This is a genomic window from Janthinobacterium sp. Bl 1 (genome assembly GCF_058215535.1).
On record NZ_CM177086.1, the window covers coordinates 6,281,759 to 6,300,278 of the forward strand.

Below are 18,520 nucleotides of genomic sequence, written 5' to 3' on the forward strand. Positions count from 1 at the left end.
GGATAAGAAAGTACAACGTTGTTGCTTGTTTGTTGATACATACAATCATTACCCATCGATTCGCTTTTTACGGCAAACCGATCAATAAATAATCTTTACTTCTTCCAGATTGTTAAAGAACATACAGCACTTGGTCTCGAAAAGACCAAACCTAAATTCAATCACCGATGTGATCAACTTACGTTTGAACTTTTGGTGGAGGATGACGGGATCGAACCGACGACCCCCTGCTTGCAAAGCAGGTGCTCTCCCAGCTGAGCTAATCCCCCTGAGATTTACTACAGAAACTGGTAGGGCTGGTTGGACTCGAACCAACGACCCCCGCGTTATCAACACGGTGCTCTAACCAGCTGAGCTACAGCCCCAAATGCTGTTCTTTATATTAACAGCCGATAAGTGTGAACATTTGATGCGTGAATCATTTACATGATTCGTGCAAACTCTAGAAAGGAGGTGATCCAGCCGCACCTTCCGATACGGCTACCTTGTTACGACTTCACCCCAGTCACGAATCCTACCGTGGTAAGCGCCCTCCTTACGGTTAAGCTACCTACTTCTGGTAAAACCCGCTCCCATGGTGTGACGGGCGGTGTGTACAAGACCCGGGAACGTATTCACCGCGACATGCTGATCCGCGATTACTAGCGATTCCAACTTCATGCAGTCGAGTTGCAGACTACAATCCGGACTACGATACACTTTCTGCGATTAGCTCCCCCTCGCGGGTTGGCGGCGCTCTGTATGTACCATTGTATGACGTGTGAAGCCCTACCCATAAGGGCCATGAGGACTTGACGTCATCCCCACCTTCCTCCGGTTTGTCACCGGCAGTCTCATTAGAGTGCCCTTTCGTAGCAACTAATGACAAGGGTTGCGCTCGTTGCGGGACTTAACCCAACATCTCACGACACGAGCTGACGACAGCCATGCAGCACCTGTGTACTGGTTCTCTTTCGAGCACTCCTCAATCTCTCGAGGATTCCAGCCATGTCAAGGGTAGGTAAGGTTTTTCGCGTTGCATCGAATTAATCCACATCATCCACCGCTTGTGCGGGTCCCCGTCAATTCCTTTGAGTTTTAATCTTGCGACCGTACTCCCCAGGCGGTCTACTTCACGCGTTAGCTGCGTTACCAAGTCAATTAAGACCCGACAACTAGTAGACATCGTTTAGGGCGTGGACTACCAGGGTATCTAATCCTGTTTGCTCCCCACGCTTTCGTGCATGAGCGTCAATCTTGACCCAGGGGGCTGCCTTCGCCATCGGTGTTCCTCCACATATCTACGCATTTCACTGCTACACGTGGAATTCTACCCCCCTCTGCCAGATTCTAGCCTTGCAGTCTCCAATGCAATTCCCAGGTTGAGCCCGGGGATTTCACATCAGACTTACAAAACCGCCTGCGCACGCTTTACGCCCAGTAATTCCGATTAACGCTTGCACCCTACGTATTACCGCGGCTGCTGGCACGTAGTTAGCCGGTGCTTATTCTTCAGGTACCGTCATTAGCAAGAGATATTAGCTCTCACCGTTTCTTCCCTGACAAAAGAGCTTTACAACCCGAAGGCCTTCTTCACTCACGCGGCATTGCTGGATCAGGCTTTCGCCCATTGTCCAAAATTCCCCACTGCTGCCTCCCGTAGGAGTCTGGACCGTGTCTCAGTTCCAGTGTGGCTGGTCGTCCTCTCAGACCAGCTACTGATCGATGCCTTGGTAGGCTTTTACCCTACCAACTAGCTAATCAGATATCGGCCGCTCCACGAGCATGAGGTCTTGCGATCCCCCACTTTCATCCTTAGATCGTATGCGGTATTAGCGTAACTTTCGCTACGTTATCCCCCACTCCAGGGTACGTTCCGATATATTACTCACCCGTTCGCCACTCGCCACCAGAGCAAGCTCCGTGCTGCCGTTCGACTTGCATGTGTAAGGCATGCCGCCAGCGTTCAATCTGAGCCAGGATCAAACTCTTCAGTTTAATCTCTGTTACTTTGCCATTTTATTGGCACCGTCATTGCTGACGGGTCGCTCACTCAAAAAACTGACAGGCCACTACTARAGAGGTGTCAGAATTCRKTATTTSTTGTGAACATTTGATATTTAAAGCAATCCGAAGATTGCGCAGCGCAGCACTTACATCAAATGCCCACACTTATCGACTGTTAATTGTTAAAGAACTGTATTCGGTACTGCTTTCGCGCTATCGACAAAGCGTTGTGTTTGTCAGCTGCGAAGAAGGAAGAGTATGAAGCGTTTCGCTACTTCCGTCAACTCCTTCTTTTTCTCGTCTTCACTCGGCATTTGCATGCGTCGTTCAGCGAGGGGGCGAATTATAGCCAAGGTGCCGCGGCTCCGCAAGAGCCATTTATGGCAACACGAATGACTTCACCAGGGTCAGCTCGCCGGCGGCCCGCATCGGCACTTGGAAGCTCTGCAGCTTTTCGCGCGGCGTGCCTTCGTTGGTGATGATCGATATGCGCGCGACAGTCAGCATGGCGGTGTTTTCGCCGCTGCCGTAGTAATTGACGTAGGCGTGATAGTTGCCCTTCACTGGCGCCGAACTGGAAAATATCTCCGGGCCATAGCCGGTCGTCACGTCCACGTCCAGCGCGCCGCCATCTTTTAATACGCGGTTGCCATACCACGCGTGGCCACCGTCCGGCGTGACCACGTGCAGATCGAGGTCGGTGCCAGCGCTGTCCCACGACAGCACGATGCGCAAGCGCGCCTGGGTCTTGCCCTGGTAGCTGTCGACAAACTGGGTGCGCGCGCGGCTCCGACCATCGGGCGAGCGCACTTCCACGCTATTCGAGCCGCTGCCGAAGCCATAGGGACGGCCATAGCTGCCGTCCTCGCCCACTTCCATCGGCATCGCCACGCCATTGACCACCAGGGTGGCGGGCTTGCCCTTGACGGCGCCCGCGATACGCCCGCGTATCTGCGCCGTTTCAGCCTGGCCCGGCTGCAGGTTGACCGATGCGGCGGGGTAATTGACCGCTTGCGTGTAATCCTCGCGCGCGCCGGCCGAGTTGCGCCAGCCGCTCTTCGGTGCATCGATAGTGACCTGGGCCTGCGCCCAGAGTGGCAATAGCATCAGGGGAATCGCGCAACGGATATAAAAACTCACAGGGCCTCCAGGTTAAGGTCGACGAGCCGGCGGGCCAGCCGCTCGACATATTCTTCGTCCTGGCCGCGCGGATGACGGCGCAGGCCAAGATGCAGGTATTCATGGGCCAGGGTGATGCGGTCTTCGCGCGTGGCCAGCGGCCGCATGAAGATGCGGTTGCGCGACTGCTCCGAATACGGCGCGCCGCTCTGCAAGGCGCAGACCAGCGGCGCTTGCGGCGGCGCCTCGTAGCCAGCCTCGCGCAACAGCACGCGCTGCCAGCGCGGCATGGATCGCGCCAGCCAATCCTCGTTCTGCGCCAGGCGACGGCAACGCGCACCCGTGTTACCAAAGGTACTCAGCGCGCCGCCGGGATAGGCCGCCGCCAGTAATTCATCATAGTGCTTGCCCTGTCTGGCCTGGCGCACCGCCTCGCTCCACGCCATCGTGCCCTCGGACGCCTGGTTACTGTGATAACGCACGGTGACGCCATCGACGATCAGCTGGTCGGTCCAACGCGCAATGGCCAGGGCCGCCGGCGTGGCGGGGCTGGGACTGACACGCTGGGTCGCGCTGCTGTCGGCGATCTGCTGGCAACCCGCCACCGTCACCGCGTTCTGCTGCAGATAGGTGCGCGCGGCAATCGCCAGCGCCTTGGCCGCTTCCGGCTCGTTGGCATTCGCTTCGCGGTCAAGCACGCGCGCCACATATTCATTGACGCCGAAGCGGCCGCGCAATTGCGGACGGCCGCCCTTCTCTTGCAGCAGCATCAGCTCGCCGGTGCTGCGCAAGGCCAGGTTCTGGCCATTGTCGAATTGCACGTGGTAGCGGCCATTGAGCGGGCCAGGTACGGCCACGCCACGTTCGCCGCGCACGGCACGGATCGGATAACGCTTGAAATAATCGACCACCACGCAGCCGCCATCATCGGCAGCCCCCACTGGCGGCAGACTCGCGGCCAGCCTGGGCGCCCACTGCTCGAACACATTGCTGCTGCCGCCCGCGCCGCCAAACCAGATCGGCGTGCCATCGGCCAGCCAGCCGGCCGCACCGCCGATACGTTCGTCCGTCCGGCGCTGCTCGTGCCAGGAATACGTTTTGACGCGCAGCTGGCTGCCGAACCAGCGTGCCGTACCCGCGCCGCGCCCATCGAGCACCACGCGCAGCAAGGCCGCTTCCGCGTCCACGCGGCTGGCGGCCGGGATGCTGTCGAGCGCGCGCAGCAAGCTGTCCAGGCGCACCGTGCGCGCCGGCGCCAGTTGCGCAGGATCGGACAGCCAGGCAAAGTCGCCTGCCGGCGCCGCACCCAGGCGGCCGGTCCAGTATTTGCGCCACGAAGCTGGCGTGATCATCAGACGCCTGGGCGAGAAAAACGGGCCGCACGATTGCGCCAGTGCCGCGTCGTGGCCGATGCTCTGGCCCGCATCGCAGCAATACACTTCTTCCGGATCACGGCCGCCGCAGCGGTAGTCCGGCATCGCCACCTTGTTATCCGTCGCGTACACATACACGAAAAGCTTCCACAAGCTGGCCAGCGGCACTTGCCGTGCACCGTCGAACGGCGGTGGCGCCGCACCGCCCTGGCGCAGCTGCCGCACTTCGATTTTTCCGTCGCGCCACCAGGCCACATCCAGCGAGGCCGCCCATGCAGGCGCGGCCAGCAACAGAGTGGCCATCAATGCCGGACGTGCAAAGCCCATCACTCGACCTTCAGCGCGCGCGTGGTCTTGCCGCCGCCTTCGAAGGCTTTCTGCTCCGGCTGGTACATGCGGTAAAAGCGCGCCGGCGGCAGCACGTAACTGCCCTTCTGCGCAAAGCGCAGCAAGTGGCGCACGGTCACGTCACCTTCCAACGGCTCGATCGGCACGGCGTAGCCGTCGCGGCGCTCGGTGTGGCGCACGCGTTCCAGCGCGGCCGGCTTGTCGCCCGCCATGACCATGCCCCAGGTAGTCGATTCGACCATGGCACCGGGCGGCAGCGCCACTTCCAGCAAGCCAAAACGGTGCTTCGCACCCGGCGCTGCTTTCAAGGTGATTTCATCAAGATACAGCGCGTCCGTGCTGAGCGCTTCACCCGGCTTGACCAGCTCCGTCGTGTAGCCGCCCTTGCCCGCCTTCATGCGCAGGATGCGACGCTCGACGGCGACCGGCAAGGTTTGCGCTTCGGCGGCATGGCTGTCGTACTGCAGCACGGCCACCGTGCCGGCCGGCGCCACGGTCGATGCGGCGAGACGCAATTTATCGGGAATACTCTTGGTGTCGCTCCAGTGCCAGAGCGCCTGGCCACTGCGGCTGTCGCGTTTTTGCCAGGCGCCGTCCAGCGCGACGACGGGTCCCTTGCCGAACGATACGCCACCCAGCTTCTTTTGTACCCACATCAAGGTCATCGCGCGGTCCAGAGTCGGCATCTCGGCGCGCACGCCGGCCAGCACCGCCTCGGCCTGGGTAGCTGGCACTTCGCCGGCCAGCATCAGTAGGGCCTGCGCCACCGGCGCTTTGGACTCGCGCAGCACCTGCCACGAGCTGGCCACCTGCAGCTGCAGCGAATGCGGCAGGGCGATGCCGTTCTGGGCGGCGACTAGCGCCACCAGCCCAACGCACATCGCTTGCGCCTCACGGTCAGAAGCTCCGCCCAGCAACAGGCTGCCGCTGTCGCCAGCCTGGCGCGGCTTGCCGCCCAGGACGGCGATCGCGCTGTCGTCCACCAGGCCGGCCGCCAGGGTCTGCGTGGGCAAGCCCATCTCGCGCGCCATCCACAGCACCAGCGCGCGGTCGCCCATCGCATCCTTCAAGCCATGTTCGCTGTAGACGGCCAGCAGCTTGTTCCAGTGTTCGGGCGGCAGCTCGATGTGCAGCGCGCGCGCCGCATACCAGTCGGCGTAATAGGCGTAGGCCGTCATCAAGGCATTGCCGGCCGTGGCGTTGCCCCACCAGCCGAAGACGGCGTTCGGACCCGCCATCGATACCAGGCGCAGGCGTTGTGCCGTGAGCAGCGTTTGCAAACGTTCGCTTGCCGCGCCGGCGTCCGGCCCCAGGCTTTGCGTCGCCAGCGCCAGCGGAATCAAACGGCTGGCCGTCTGCTCGACGCAGCCATACGGATAGTCGATCAAATCGTCGGCAATGCGCGCGAACTGGCTGGCCGCTCCTTGAGCGAACGAAACGCGGATATTGCGGGCGTCCGCCGGCAGCTTGAGTGGGATATCAGCGGTGACGCCATCGAGCGGCAGCACCAAGGTGCGCGGGCTGCTCCAGGCGGCGGGCAAGGTTTGCATGGCCGTGTCCAACGCGTCGACCAGTTTGCCATTCTGTTTCAGCTCCAGGCGCAGCGGTCCGCCACCAGCCGCCAGCGGAAATTCAACGTAATTGACACCCGGTTTGGCGGACAGCTTTTCCGACTTCGGCTGCGCCCCGCCGGAGAGAACGACGTCGAGCGCCTGCTCCTTGCCCGTCTGATTGAACACGGCCACCGAAGCGCGCGGCGCATCGCCGGCGCGCATCCAGTCGGGCGCCGTCCACTTGGCATAGAAGTTTTTATCGGAACGCAGATAGGCGGTGCGCTGGCCGACGCGCCCCTGCTCATCCATCGCGCGGCCGGTGATCCTCCAGCGGGTCAACGCATCGGGCATGGTGAAGCTCACGCGCGCATTGCCATTCGCATCGGTCTTCAGCGACGGCGCCCAGTAGGCCGTGTCGATATTGTCGCGGCGCGGACGTTCGAGCACCTTGACGCCACGCTCGTTGTAATTGTGGCGCGCCGGCGCACCCGCCGTGCGGCCCTGCGCCATGTCGTAGCTGATGAAGGACAGGCTGGCCGTCGTGCGCACGTTGTTGCGGCGCGGATGGTAGAAGAAGTCACCGATATCGGGCGCGATTTCCGGCTGCAGCACGTAGATCATTTCATCGACCACGCCCAGCGCCACCATGGTGCTCAAAGGCTTGCCGTCCAGCGTCGCCTTCACATCGAGCGTGACTTTGTCGCCCGGCTGGTAGACCTCCTTGTCACTCTTGAACTGCAGCGCGATGCGCGGCTCGATCACTTGCAGGCCGGCGTTCTCGAAGACAAAGTCGCCATTGCGCGTGTACGCCACCGAGAACGTCATGTTCGGGCCATGCTCTTCTTTTACCGGGATGCGCACCCTCCACTGGCGCGGCGCCACGCGCTTCGCCTGGTACCAGTTGGCGGCGCCGGCCATCAAGCCATGGTGTTCCACCTTGTCGCGCTCGAGCGTCAACAGCGCCTGGTCGACCTTGTCGGAGAACGTGATCAAGGCTTCGGCCGTGTCGCCCGGACGATAGCGGGCGCGGTCCAGCACGATCTCGATGCTGCCCGGCGTCGTTTGCACGCCATCGCCGGCGACCCAGTGGCTGGCGGCGGCCAGCAGGTTGCCGCGCTCGTCGCGCAGCGCCAGCTGGTACGAGCCGGAGGCGGGGAACGTCACGTCCCAGCCCTTGGCGTTTGGATCGAACGCGCCGTCGGTCTTGCTCTGTTTTTCCAGCTGCACCATCTCCCAGCGCACGGGCTTGGCCGCGCCCTGGCCATCGGCCAGCAAGTCGAAATGCACGGCTTGGCCAGGATCGGAAAACTGGCGCGTGGCCTTCAGCTGGTAGCTGCTGCTCGAGCGTTCTATCATCAGCTCGCGCGTCGCCTTGACGCGGTAGGCCGCGCCATCAGTCGCCAGCACGGTCAAGATGTAGCGCGAGGGATCGGCGGCGGGCGGCAAGCTGAAGTCCACATTGCCGCTGCCGTCGCTCGTCACTTCCTCGGTCTTCAGGGCCACGGGGAACAGGCCGCTGTAACGCAACTCGCCTTCGACCATGGTGTTTTGCTGGCCACGCAAGGAGAGGGTCATCTTCGCGTTTTTCACGGGTTTGCCATCGGGGTAGCGCAGCGCGATGCTGCCCTTGACCGCCTCGCCCGTCTTGAATTCCGGCTTCGATGGCTGGACATTGATTTCAAAATGCGGCTTGACGTATTCGGCCACGCGGAAGGCCGCGCCATACACGCCATCCTTGTAATTGAAACGCAGTTCATAGCCGCCGGCCGTGGCTTCCGTGGGCAGACGGAAGCGCGTGTCGGCGCCCGTATCGCCGGACAGCTGCAGCGTTTGCGTCAGCAGCGGCGTGCCGTTCGGATTGAGCACGCTCAAGCTGATGGGCGCGGCGGCGGCGGCCTGCGAATTGCGCGCCGAGGTGAACTCGCGGCCCAGGAACTTGACGTTGACTTCATCGCCAGGGCGGTACAGGGGCCGGTCGGTCACCGCATAGATCTTGGTGTTGTAGATCTCGCTGTCATAGTAAAAATTCTCGGACACGAACACGCCGCCGGCGCGGTCCTGGCCCAGCACATAGGTGTGTTCGGGGCTGCCGCGCTCGAGCGAGGCGACGCCGTCCGCGCCGGTGACTGCCGACTGCAGCACGCCCGTGCCATCGGTCCACGCCACATTGGCGCCCGCCACGGCGGCGCTGTTATCGCGCCGCGCCGTCCATACCAGCATCTGGCCGGACGATACCTTGGTCACAGCCACCGTGTCCGACACGAACACCAAAGTGGTGGCGCGGTGTTCGCCGATGATCGCTTCGATCAGGTACAGGCCCGGCTTGCGCTTGCCCAGCGGTATCATCACATTGCCGGCGCCAGCGACGATGAAGTCGCTGCTGGAGCCATCGAGCTTGACGCCTTTGGGCGGCGCGATGGCCTTGGCTTGCCAGATCGGATAGCGGAAGCTGTCGACCAGTTCCATGCCCTTGATCGGCTTGTACTGCGGATGGTTGGCGAATACGGTGCGCCGGCGGATCGCGTCATTCGTCGCCAGCTGCGGCTGCTCTTTCGTTACGGCGAGGCGCGCTTCGCCGGAAAACAGCTTGCGCCAGGCCAGGCGCGACTGCTTCCACCAGCTATCCCACAGAAAACTCAAGGTGTTGGCCAGGCCTTCGCCCTGGTAATTGCCCTCGACCTGGATGCGGTGCAGATTGCGCTGCTTTTTCAGGAACTCCATCGGCTCGGGCACGCGGTAGACGACGATGTCGGCGCCCGAATATGCTTCCAGGTTCATGCGTCCCATGTCGCGGCCCGGCACCTCGAGGCGCACGCGCGCTTCATCAAGACTGCCATAACTGGCGTCCGACAGCAGGAAGAACGGTTCACCCTTGAAGGTCGTGTAATTGCTTGGCTCGCGCTGCTGCGCGGAGGCGCTGCCCAGCATGAGCAGCGCCAGAAAGCCCATGAAGAGCAGCTTCATGACAAAAATCGGCTTCATGACAGGAACGCCAGCCGGAACACACCGGCGAAATTGGGATTGTTGACCACAGGTTGCCACCGCGTGTCCTTCCAGCTCGTGAGTTCTTTGATATCGACGGTCCGCAGACCATTGTCGTCGGGGGTGACGGTACCGGTGTGGTAGGCGATGCGCGCTCCCATCCAGACCATCAGATGCTGTTCGTCTCCCTGGTCGAAAAACAGCAGGTCGCCGGGCAGTGCCTGGCTGATTTCGCGGGCGATGAAACGGCTGTTGTGCTGCACCAGCGCCAGCGCCGTGACGAAGTGGCCGACATTGCCGCCTGTCTGCACCCAGCGGTTGCGCAAGGCGGCCTGAGCTGCGCTCAATTCCAGCTCGGGCGGCAGGCGCCGGTCGCTGGCGATGCCGTTCGCATGCAGCCACTTCGCGTCATGCACAGTGAGCGCTTCATTGACGGCAAAGCGCACCAGGCCGGCGCAATCGCGGTGCGTCCAGCGCGGCGACGGCCCCCGTTCGATCTGCGCATTGACGATGCGCAGCATCCAGGCCTGGAAGGCGCGGCTCTGTGCCTGTGACAGCTGCACCTGCGGCTCGACAGCCGCGCGCAGGGCCCAGGCGGGCATTGCCACGGTGGCGGCGCAAGCCGCCAGCCAGCGCAAGGCGGCACGGCGTTCATGCTGCCCATGCCACAGCGTCATCGCGCGGCCTCCTGCCATTCCAGCGTTTCCCAGGACGTACCGCTGGCTGGCTGCCGCTTGAGCACCATGCGCAGCGGCGGATATTTTTTCAAGGCGTTCAGGCGCGGCACCAGGTGTTCGTTGGCGGCCGCGCGCAAGACCGGTTCATTATTCGCCGGCAGGGTATCGAAGGCTTCCAGCTGGATCAGCCGGGCCAGCGACGCCGGCGCGATCAGGCCGATGGTGCGCGCGCCATCGGGCAGCAGGTCGCTGGCGGCCGGCGCCTGCTTGCGGCGCACGGCCAGCACCTGGTCCACCAGCTTGCCGTCGGTGGAAAAGACAACGGTATTGCCGGCCACGGCCAGCGCCGGCGTGGACTGGCCCAAGGCTGTGGCGACGCTGCGTTCCCAACGCGTGGCACCATCTTTACCTGTCGTTTTGCGCACGGGGTCCTTGCCGCCGATGGCCGCCTCGAACAGGCTGCCATAGACAGCGTCATCACCGGCCTGCGCACTGCGGGTGGCAACAAAAACCGGTGTATGCAGGCGCGAACTACCGTACCAGCAGGCAGCGGCAGGGCCTTGCAAGTGCCCGGCCAGCGGCGCCACCGGCTCCGATGTCTTGCTCCCCAGGCGCTTGAGCACGGGCTGCAGCGCGGTCCAGTCCACCGGCACGCTGAAGCAGGCACTCGGGTTGTGCGGCAGCTGCGGCCACAAGGCGCTGCTGTCATAGCCGCCGTTTTTCAGTTTATCGGCATTGAGCAGCACCTTCGATTGCCAGGCGCCCTGTTGAAAATCGAAGCGCAGTGCCTCTAACGCGCCAAAGAAAGGCTGGTAGCCGAAGGACAGGAAGTCCGCCTTGACGGCGATGCTGTGGCCATCGGGCGCGGCGCCGTCGAGATGGAATTGCGCATGAAAGACGTTCTGTTTGGCCGGCTCCGGCGCCAGCAGGCTGGCCACGGTTTTCTCGGCCGTGCCATCGCCATGCTTGCCTTCGTCGCCGCCATACAGCATGCCGGGATGAGACAGGATGACCAGGCGCTGGCCATGCGCGGCAAACAGCAAGGTGCGCTGGTAGGCATAGTTCAGCGCATACACGGGCACCTGGCCGCCATCGACGCGCAAGCTGCCGGCCACGCGCATCTGCGTATCCTTCAAGGCGATCTTGCCCGCTTCCTCCAGCAAACGCGTGAGCTGGCTGCGCGACACGGCAATCGCGAAATGCTTGAGCGAGCCGTCGGCGTCGCGCCACAAGGCCACTTCCGCCGGCTGGTCCAGCACCATGCGCAGCAACTGGTCGCCCCAGCCCAATTCATGCTCATAAGCGATGCGGCGCAAGCTGCCCTTCAGGCCCAGCCGGTCCTCGCTTTGCTCGTAATAGAACAGGAAATCCTCGCGCAGCACGTCGCGCGCCAGCGGCACCGTCAGCAAGTCGCGCGGCAAGGCCGACAGGCTTTTCGTGCGGACCAGCGCGTCGGGCCGGGATAAATCGAGCTTCAGGCCGTTGACCGGCCCCATCGCACCCCAGCCAAACACCCGGTAGCCGACCAGTGCGGCGGCTACCACGGCCACGCCGGCAAGCGTCCCGAGCAGGACTTTTTTATTGAGTACTTTTTTCGCCAGCACCTTGTATCCCTTTGAGCCTGCCGTAGCATTGACAAGTTAGTAATTATTGACAAATGGTAACATGGCATTTGTTGCCGCAGCGCACAGCTGATGCGACAGCGTAAAATAGCGGTTTCGCCGTTTTCATCGCCTCCCATGACCATCCTGCTCTCCACCCTGAACGCCCGCTACACCCACGCCTCGCTGGGATTGCGCTATCTGCTGGCCAATATGGGGCCGCTGCAGGCGCAGACGCGGCTGCAGGAATTCGTCATCGGCACGAAAACCACGGAACTGGTCGAACGCATCCTCATCAACAAACCCCGCATCATCGGTTTTGGCGTGTATATCTGGAACGTCGAGGAAACAACGAAACTGGTGGCCATGCTCAAGCGCGTGGCGCCCGAGGTCATCATCGTGCTGGGCGGGCCGGAAGTGTCGCATGAGGCGGGCGAGCAAGAGATCGTCAAGCTGGCCGACTACCTGATCACGGGCTGGGGCGACGTCACCTTCCCCAAGCTGTGCGGCGAGATCCTCAACGGACCGAAGCCGCTGATGAAGATCCACGCGGGCGTGCAAGCGCCGCTGGCGGAATTGCAGCTGCCCTACTCCTTGTATACAGACGACGATATCCGCCACCGCACGATTTACGTGGAAGCGTCGCGCGGCTGTCCGTTCAAGTGCGAATTCTGCCTGTCGGCGCTGGACAAGACGGCCTGGCCCTTTGCGCTGGAGAACTTCCTGGCCGAGATGGAATCGCTGCATGCGCGCGGCGCGCGCCTGTTCAAGTTCGTCGACCGCACCTTCAACCTGAATATCAAGACCAGCTTGAAGATCATGCAGTTCTTTCTGGACAAGATCGAAGCCAATCCGGACGACCCGATCTACGCCCACTTCGAACTGGTGCCTGACCACTTGCCCGACGCCCTGAAAGAAGGCATCAGCAAATTCCCGCCCGGCGCTCTGCAGTTCGAGATCGGCATCCAGAGCTTCAATCCGGATGTGCAATCGCTGGTCAGCCGCAAGCAGGACAATCAAAAGGCGGCCGACAACATCCGCTGGCTGTGCGAAGAATCGAACGCCCACCTGCACGTGGACTTGATCGCCGGCTTGCCGGGCGAAGATGAAGCGAGCTTTGCGGCCGGCTTCAACAAGCTGGTGGCCCTGAAACCGCATGAAATCCAGTTCGGCATATTAAAGCGCCTGCGCGGCACGCCCATCATTCGCCATACGGAAAACTATGGCATGGTGTTCGACCCGCACCCGCCGTACACCATCCTGGCCAATAAACAGCTCGATTTCATGAGCATGCAGCGCCTCGTGCGCTTTGCCCGCTACTGGGACCTGGTCGCCAACTCGGGCCGCTTCGCCAATACGGTGCAATGGATGCTCGGCGATGCGCCATTTGAAAACTTCATGGATTTTTCGAACTGGCTGTACGCCCATACGGACGCCACCCACCGCATCGCCATGGAGCGCCTGGCCAAGCTGGTGGCGCAATGGCTGCAGACGCGCGGCATGAGCGCGGTGGAGGCCAACGCCCTCGTGGCCAGCGACTATGCGGGCGGCGCGCAAGCGGCCGCTCACGCCAAGCCGGCCGAAGTGAGTACTGGCGGCGCCAATGTGCGCCCGGACGTCGCCCTGCCGCAGCGGCAGGCGCGCCACCTGGCATCCTGAGGGGCCGGCGATTGAACAGCGGTGGCGGTCTGCGCCATTCTCCCTTAAACTGGCACGATGCCGACTGTACAATCGCCGAAACTGACCCTCTCCCAGACCAGCTCCCAACAGGGAGCCCTTGTCACTGCCAGCGGCACCTGGCAGGTGCACGCGCTGGCGCATGACAATGCCATCAAGGCCATCGACGCCCAGCTCAAGCCCTTGCAGGGCGATGCCAAGGCGCAATGGGACCTGTCGGCCATCGACAGCATGGACCATATCGGCGCCCAGCTGTTCTGGAATGCCTGGGGCAAGCAGCGCCCCGCGCAGCTGACCCTGGCGCCGTCGCAGGAAGAGTTTTTCCGGCGCATCGAAGAAACGGGGCCGTTGACGACGCCGCCCTCGCGCGCCAACCGCCTTACGCCCGTGATGAAGCTGGGCATGGCCATCCTGCTGTTTTTCGAACATTTGAAGGGCTTTATCGCCTTGGTGGGCCAGGTGACGCAGGATATCGGCCGCTTCGCGCGCCATCCGATGCGCGGGCCGTGGCGTGAAATTTCCGCCAATATCTTCCATGCGGGCTTCCAGGCACTGGGCATCACGGCCCTCGTCGGCTTTCTGATCGGCGTCGTGCTGTCCTACCTGTCCGCGCAGCAGCTGCGCGCGTTTGGCGGCGACATCTACCTGGTCAACCTGCTGGGCATGAGCGTCATCCGCGAACTGGGGCCGTTATTGGCCGCCATTCTCGTGGCCGGGCGCTCCGGTTCGTCCATCACGGCCCAGCTGGGCGTCATGCGCGTCACGGAAGAGCTCGATGCCATGCTGGTGATGGGCATTTCGCACGGTTTCCGCCTGATCATGCCGAAAGTGCTGGCCCTGGCCATTTCCATGCCCCTGCTCGTCATCTGGACGGATACGGCCGCGCTGATCGGCGGCATGGTGGCGGCCAAGGTGGAATTGAATCTGTCGGCGCGCTACTTCATCCAGAAGCTGCCCGACGCCGTGCCGCTGGCCAACTACATGATCGGCCTGGGCAAGGGCGTGATTTTCGGCATGCTGATCGCGCTGGTCTCGTGCCACTTCGGCCTGCGCATCAAGGCCAATACGGAAAGCCTGGGGCGCGGCACCACCACCGCCGTCGTCACGGCCATCACCGTCGTGATCCTGGCCGATGCCGTGTTCGCCATCGTCTTCAATGGAGTGGGCTACTGATGGCGGACGACACCAATATCGCCTGCGGCACCGGCAAGGAAGGCCAGTTCAACCTGCACGGCAGCGCGCCCGTGGTGGACATCACCAATCTGTGGACCAAGTTCGGCCGCACCGTCGTGCACCAGGACTTGAACCTGGAAATCGAGCGGGGAGAGATCCTTTCCATCGTGGGCGGCTCCGGCACGGGCAAGACGGTGCTGCTGCGCCAGATGCTGGGCCTGGAACATCCGGCGCGCGGCTGCGTCAAAGTCTTTGGCGAAGATATCAACAAGGCAAGTTCAGACCAGCTGCAACAGTTGCGCAACCACTGGGGCATGCTGTTCCAGCAAGGCGCACTGTATTCGGCACTGACCGTGTTCGACAATGTAGCCCAGCCCATGCGCGAATTGCGCGTGCTGCCCGAAGCGCTGGTGCACGACGCGGTATTATTAAAGATGAATATGGTGGGCCTGGGTCCGGAACATGCACTCAAGATGCCGTCGGACTTGTCGGGCGGCATGATCAAGCGCGTGGCCCTGGCGCGCGCCCTGGCGCTGGAACCGAAGCTGCTGTTCCTCGACGAACCGACGGCGGGCCTGGATCCGGACTTGTCGGAAAGTTTTGTCGCCCTGATCCAGTCGCTGCACCGCGAGCTGGGCTTGACGGTGGTGATGGTCACGCATGACCTCGACACCTTGTTCGCCCTGTCCACGAGCATCGCCGTGCTGGCGGAAAAACATGTGATCGCCATCGGCCCCACGCGCGAGGTGATCGAAGTCGACCACCCGTTCATCAAGCAATTTTTCCTCGGCGACCGCGGCAAGCGCGCGCTGGCCGTCCTCGATGAGAAACAGGCGGCGGCAGGCAAGGCGGCGCAGCCAGGCGACGACGCCGGCACAGACACGAAAGCGGAGAAGTAATGGAAAACAGATCACATGCCCTGATGACGGGATTTTTTACACTGACCCTGCTGGTGGCCGCCATCCTGTTCGGCGTCTGGTTCAACCGCGACCGCGTGGAACGGGTGCCTTACCTGCTCGCCACCACCCTGTCCGTACCAGGCCTGAACCCGCAGGCCACCGTGCGCTACCGGGGCCTGGAAGTGGGCAAGGTCGACGCCATCGACTTCGACACGCAAAAGGCCGGGCAAATCCTCGTGCACATCAGCGTGGCGCCCGACACCCCCGTTACCAATACCACGTTTGCCACCCTCGGCTACCAGGGCGTGACGGGCATCGCCTACATCCAGCTCGACGATGAGCACGTCGGTTCCAAGTTGCTGGGCACCAGCAAGGACAAGCCGTCGCTGATTCCCCTCCGCGCGGGCTTGCTCGACCAGCTGGAAAAACGGGGCAAGCGCATCCTCGACCAGGCCGAGCAGATCACCAACAAGGTCAACAACCTGCTCAGCCCCGACAACCAGGCCGCCATGCTGGGCGCCTTCACGGAAGTGGGCAAGGCAGCCAAGGCCTTTGGCGCCATTCCGCAGCAGCTCGAACCGACCCTGACGCAATTGCCGCAACTGACGGAACAGACGCGGCAAACCCTGACAGCCGTGAGCACGGCCAGCAAGAACGTGTCGGACCTGACGGCCACGTGGAAAAAACTGGGCAACGACATCCAGGCGCCCGGCGGCGTGCTCGACAAGGTCAATGGCACGGTCGACCGGGTCGGCAGCTCGGTGGAAACGGTGGCCAATGGCGTGTCGCTGGAAGTCTTGCCGCAAGTAATCGAACTGAGCGGCGAAGCGCGTTCCTCGATGCGTGCCCTGAAAACCACCATGAGCACGCTCAATGAACAGCCGCAGAGCATCTTGTTCGGCGCCCCAGACATCCCGCCCGGCCCGGGCGAGCCCGGTTTTTCGGCACCGGGCAAATAAGGAGAACACCGCATGCCTATCCCACGCAATCTCAGCGCACTCATCCTGGCCGCCGCATTCTTGCTGGGCGGCTGCGCCAGCCGCGGCCCCGTCCCCACTTTCTATGATTTCGGCCCGGCCGCACCGCTGGCAGCCGCGCCAACAGCCGCGCCAGCCGTGCCCGTGCTGGTGATCGCCGACGCCAACGGTCCATCCTGGCTCGACAGCCAGCGCATGTATTACCGGCTGCTGTACGCCGATGCGCAGCAATCGCGTCCGTACGCCTACAACCGCTGGAACACGCCGCCGTTGCAACTACTGAGCCAGCGCCTGAAAACGCGCGTGGCGCAAAGCGGCGTGAAAGTGCTGTCGACCACGGACGCGGCCGCCGGCATGCCCCTGCTGCGCATCGACGTCGATGATTTTTCGCAAAATTTCGATACGCAGACGCAGAGCAGCGGCCACGTGTCGCTGCGCGCCTCGCTGTTTCGCGGCCACCGCCTGATCGACCAGAAAACCTTCAGCCGCAGCGGCCCGGCCGGCAGCGCCGACGCGCAAGGCGGCGCGCAGGCGCTGGCGGCGGCATCGGACGCCATCGCCGCCGACCTGCTCACCTGGCTGGGCACGCTGAATATCACGAAAGAATGACCGACCCCGCATCCCCAGCCAGCCCGGCGGCGCCGCTGCCGCCCGTCCGTTCCTCGCCCGTGTCGCGCGCGACCCTGCTCGCCTACGTCTTTCTGATCGTGTACGCGAGCTGGTTCCCGTTCACGGGCTGGCACAGCAATGGTTTGTCGCCACTGACTTTCCTGGAAAACACGCGCATGCCCCGCTACTGGACGGGCTTTGACGTGGGCATCAACGTCGTCGGCTACATCCCGCTGGGCGCGCTGATCGTGTATTCGCTGTTTCCGAGGATCACCGGTTTCTTTGCCGTCATCGTCGCCAGCCTGTGCGGCATGTTGATTTCGGGCAGCATGGAAGCCGTGCAAACCTATTTGCCCAGCCGCGTCTCGTCGAACCTGGACTTTTATACAAATGCGGCCGGCTGCTGCATCGGTTCCATCATCGGCGCCCTGACGGCGCGCAAGCTGCTCGACCAAAGTCATTTGTTCCGCTTGCGCCAGCGCTGGTTTGCCCAGCACGCCAGCCAGGGCCTGGTGCTCGTGGCCCTGTGGCCGCTGGCGCAAATCTATCCGCAAGGCTATCTGTTCGGCCTGGGCCAGCTGCTGCCCATCCTGTCGGACTGGCTGTCGCAGCTGGCGGGCATCGACATCGACCTGGCCGCGTATCTGCGTCCCGACGTCGTCTTGACGGTCGAGCAATATTGGCTTTCAGAAACCATCATCACGGCTTGCGGCATGACGGGCGCCGTGCTGACCTTGCTGTGCCTGCTGCGCCGCGCCGCGCCGCGCACCATCTTGATGCTGGCCCTGATCGCCGCCGCCTTGATCGTGCGCTCAATGGCCAGCGCGCTGCTGTTCTCACCGGAAAATGCCTTCGTCTGGATCACGCCGGGCGCCCAGGGCGGCTTTTTGATCGGCCTGATCATGCTGGGCGGTCTGGCGTTCGCGCCGCACGTTGCGCAGCGGCGCATCGCGGCCGCCACCTTGCTGCTGAGCCTGGTGATGGTGAATACGACGCCGATCAACCCGTATTTCATGTCAACCTTGCAAGGCTGGTTCCAAGGCAAGTTCCTCAACTTCAATGGCGCGGCGCAATTTTTGGCCTTGCTGTGGCCCTTCATGGCCCTGTGGTTCCTGTGCCTGCCCTCGCACCGCCTGAACCGGCAGGAAGATGTGCAGCGCCAGCGTCGCGAAGACCCTCCATAAGCGTTATCATGACGCATTGATGATTCCGCAGGAGCATAGTATGAGCGACGCACCGTATTTTGAACGCCACGTTTTTTTCTGCATGAATAAACGTGAAGACGGCCGCAACAGCTGCGGCGACCATGGCGCGGAAGCGGCGCAAAAGCATTGCAAGCGCCGCATCAAGGAACTCGACATGAATGGCGCGGGCAAGATCCGCATCAACCAGGCCGGCTGCATGGACCGCTGCGAAGAAGGCCCGCTGCTGGTCATCTACCCGGAAGCGACCTGGTACACCTATGTCGACACCAGCGATATCGATGAAATCATCGATACGCACCTGGTGGGCGGCAAGATCATTTAACGTTTCAAGTTTTAACTTC

The 18,520-nt window shown here is 62.5% G+C and carries 12 protein-coding genes, 2 tRNA genes and 1 rRNA gene; 7 read left to right on the forward strand and 8 right to left on the reverse strand.

The genetic code is table 11. From position 1 onward, the window contains the following. Window positions 1-193 precede the first annotated feature (193 nt). The 8 genes from AC4BCN_RS28290 to AC4BCN_RS28325 form a co-directional block, all read right to left on the reverse strand. Window positions 194-269: transfer RNA gene (locus tag AC4BCN_RS28290), tRNA-Ala, on the reverse strand. A 19-nt stretch (window positions 270-288) separates the two neighbouring features. Further along, window positions 289-365: transfer RNA gene (locus AC4BCN_RS28295), tRNA-Ile, on the reverse strand. A gap of 81 nt (window positions 366-446) precedes the next feature. After that, a 16S ribosomal RNA gene (locus AC4BCN_RS28300) occupies window positions 447-1,977 on the reverse strand. Between the two features lie 387 nt (window positions 1,978-2,364). After that, the gene (locus AC4BCN_RS28305) at window positions 2,365-3,093 is read right to left on the reverse strand and encodes a YfaP family protein (protein WP_252867074.1); all 729 of its coding nucleotides are present in this window, start codon (window positions 3,091-3,093) and stop codon (window positions 2,365-2,367) included. Between the two features lie 29 nt (window positions 3,094-3,122). Next, window positions 3,123-4,781, reverse strand: coding sequence for a DUF2300 domain-containing protein (locus tag AC4BCN_RS28310; protein WP_490492261.1), 1,659 nt, complete (start codon window positions 4,779-4,781; stop codon window positions 3,123-3,125). Window positions 4,782-4,804: 23 nt separating this feature from the next. Beyond that, window positions 4,805-9,361, reverse strand: coding sequence for an alpha-2-macroglobulin family protein (locus tag AC4BCN_RS28315; protein ID WP_490492262.1), 4,557 nt, complete (start codon window positions 9,359-9,361; stop codon window positions 4,805-4,807). Next, window positions 9,358-10,038 carry a DUF1175 family protein gene (locus AC4BCN_RS28320; RefSeq protein ID WP_490492263.1) on the reverse strand — a complete coding sequence of 227 codons (681 nt, stop codon included), beginning with the start codon at window positions 10,036-10,038 and terminating at the stop codon, window positions 9,358-9,360. The genes AC4BCN_RS28315 and AC4BCN_RS28320 overlap by 4 nt, the downstream gene beginning before the upstream one ends. Beyond that, window positions 10,035-11,642: a DUF2138 family protein gene (locus AC4BCN_RS28325; protein WP_490492264.1), complete on the reverse strand. Its 1,608-nt coding sequence runs from the start codon at window positions 11,640-11,642 to the stop codon at window positions 10,035-10,037. Before AC4BCN_RS28325 ends, AC4BCN_RS28320 begins: the two co-directional genes overlap by 4 nt. A 135-nt stretch (window positions 11,643-11,777) precedes the next feature. Between AC4BCN_RS28325 and AC4BCN_RS28330 the strand changes: the two genes are divergently transcribed. From AC4BCN_RS28330 to AC4BCN_RS28360, 7 genes are read left to right on the forward strand one after another with little or no spacing between them, the layout of a single operon-like run. Continuing rightward, window positions 11,778-13,298 (forward strand): B12-binding domain-containing radical SAM protein, encoded by a 1,521-nt coding sequence (locus AC4BCN_RS28330; protein WP_490492265.1) that lies wholly within the window; start codon window positions 11,778-11,780, stop codon window positions 13,296-13,298. A 57-nt stretch (window positions 13,299-13,355) separates the two neighbouring features. After that, window positions 13,356-14,489 (forward strand): MlaE family ABC transporter permease, encoded by a 1,134-nt coding sequence (locus AC4BCN_RS28335; RefSeq protein ID WP_072457592.1) that lies wholly within the window; start codon window positions 13,356-13,358, stop codon window positions 14,487-14,489. Then, window positions 14,489-15,388 (forward strand): ABC transporter ATP-binding protein, encoded by a 900-nt coding sequence (locus tag AC4BCN_RS28340; RefSeq protein ID WP_490492266.1) that lies wholly within the window; start codon window positions 14,489-14,491, stop codon window positions 15,386-15,388. Before AC4BCN_RS28335 ends, AC4BCN_RS28340 begins: the two co-directional genes overlap by 1 nt. After that, window positions 15,388-16,347 carry an MlaD family protein gene (locus tag AC4BCN_RS28345; RefSeq protein WP_034754305.1) on the forward strand — a complete coding sequence of 320 codons (960 nt, stop codon included), beginning with the start codon at window positions 15,388-15,390 and terminating at the stop codon, window positions 16,345-16,347. The genes AC4BCN_RS28340 and AC4BCN_RS28345 overlap by 1 nt, the downstream gene beginning before the upstream one ends. Before the next feature lie 12 nt (window positions 16,348-16,359). After that, entirely contained in the window at window positions 16,360-16,974 is a 615-nt protein-coding gene (locus AC4BCN_RS28350; RefSeq protein WP_490492267.1) for an ABC-type transport auxiliary lipoprotein family protein, read from the forward strand. Further along, the gene (locus AC4BCN_RS28355; protein ID WP_485883818.1) at window positions 16,971-18,158 is read left to right on the forward strand and encodes a VanZ family protein; all 1,188 of its coding nucleotides are present in this window, start codon (window positions 16,971-16,973) and stop codon (window positions 18,156-18,158) included. Before AC4BCN_RS28350 ends, AC4BCN_RS28355 begins: the two co-directional genes overlap by 4 nt. Before the next feature lie 40 nt (window positions 18,159-18,198). Further along, window positions 18,199-18,501 (forward strand): (2Fe-2S) ferredoxin domain-containing protein, encoded by a 303-nt coding sequence (locus tag AC4BCN_RS28360; RefSeq protein WP_490492268.1) that lies wholly within the window; start codon window positions 18,199-18,201, stop codon window positions 18,499-18,501. The last annotated feature ends 19 nt before the right edge of the window (window positions 18,502-18,520 follow it).

Bases quoted from the DNA above. Each gene is read 5' to 3' on its own strand.
- AC4BCN_RS28320 (WP_490492263.1), bottom strand. From the start codon at position 10,038: ATGACGCTGTGGCATGGGCAGCATGAACGCCGTGCCGCCTTGCGCTGG.
- AC4BCN_RS28310 (WP_490492261.1), bottom strand. From the start codon at position 4,781: ATGGCCACTCTGTTGCTGGCCGCGCCTGCATGGGCGGCCTCGCTGGAT.
- AC4BCN_RS28330 (WP_490492265.1), top strand. From the start codon at position 11,778: ATGACCATCCTGCTCTCCACCCTGAACGCCCGCTACACCCACGCCTCG.
- AC4BCN_RS28315 (WP_490492262.1), bottom strand. From the start codon at position 9,361: ATGAAGCCGATTTTTGTCATGAAGCTGCTCTTCATGGGCTTTCTGGCG.
- AC4BCN_RS28360 (WP_490492268.1), top strand. From the start codon at position 18,199: ATGAGCGACGCACCGTATTTTGAACGCCACGTTTTTTTCTGCATGAAT.
- AC4BCN_RS28335 (WP_072457592.1), top strand. From the start codon at position 13,356: ATGCCGACTGTACAATCGCCGAAACTGACCCTCTCCCAGACCAGCTCC.
- AC4BCN_RS28345 (WP_034754305.1), top strand. From the start codon at position 15,388: ATGGAAAACAGATCACATGCCCTGATGACGGGATTTTTTACACTGACC.
- AC4BCN_RS28340 (WP_490492266.1), top strand. From the start codon at position 14,489: ATGGCGGACGACACCAATATCGCCTGCGGCACCGGCAAGGAAGGCCAG.
- AC4BCN_RS28355 (WP_485883818.1), top strand. From the start codon at position 16,971: ATGACCGACCCCGCATCCCCAGCCAGCCCGGCGGCGCCGCTGCCGCCC.
- AC4BCN_RS28350 (WP_490492267.1), top strand. From the start codon at position 16,360: ATGCCTATCCCACGCAATCTCAGCGCACTCATCCTGGCCGCCGCATTC.
- AC4BCN_RS28305 (WP_252867074.1), bottom strand. From the start codon at position 3,093: ATGCTATTGCCACTCTGGGCGCAGGCCCAGGTCACTATCGATGCACCG.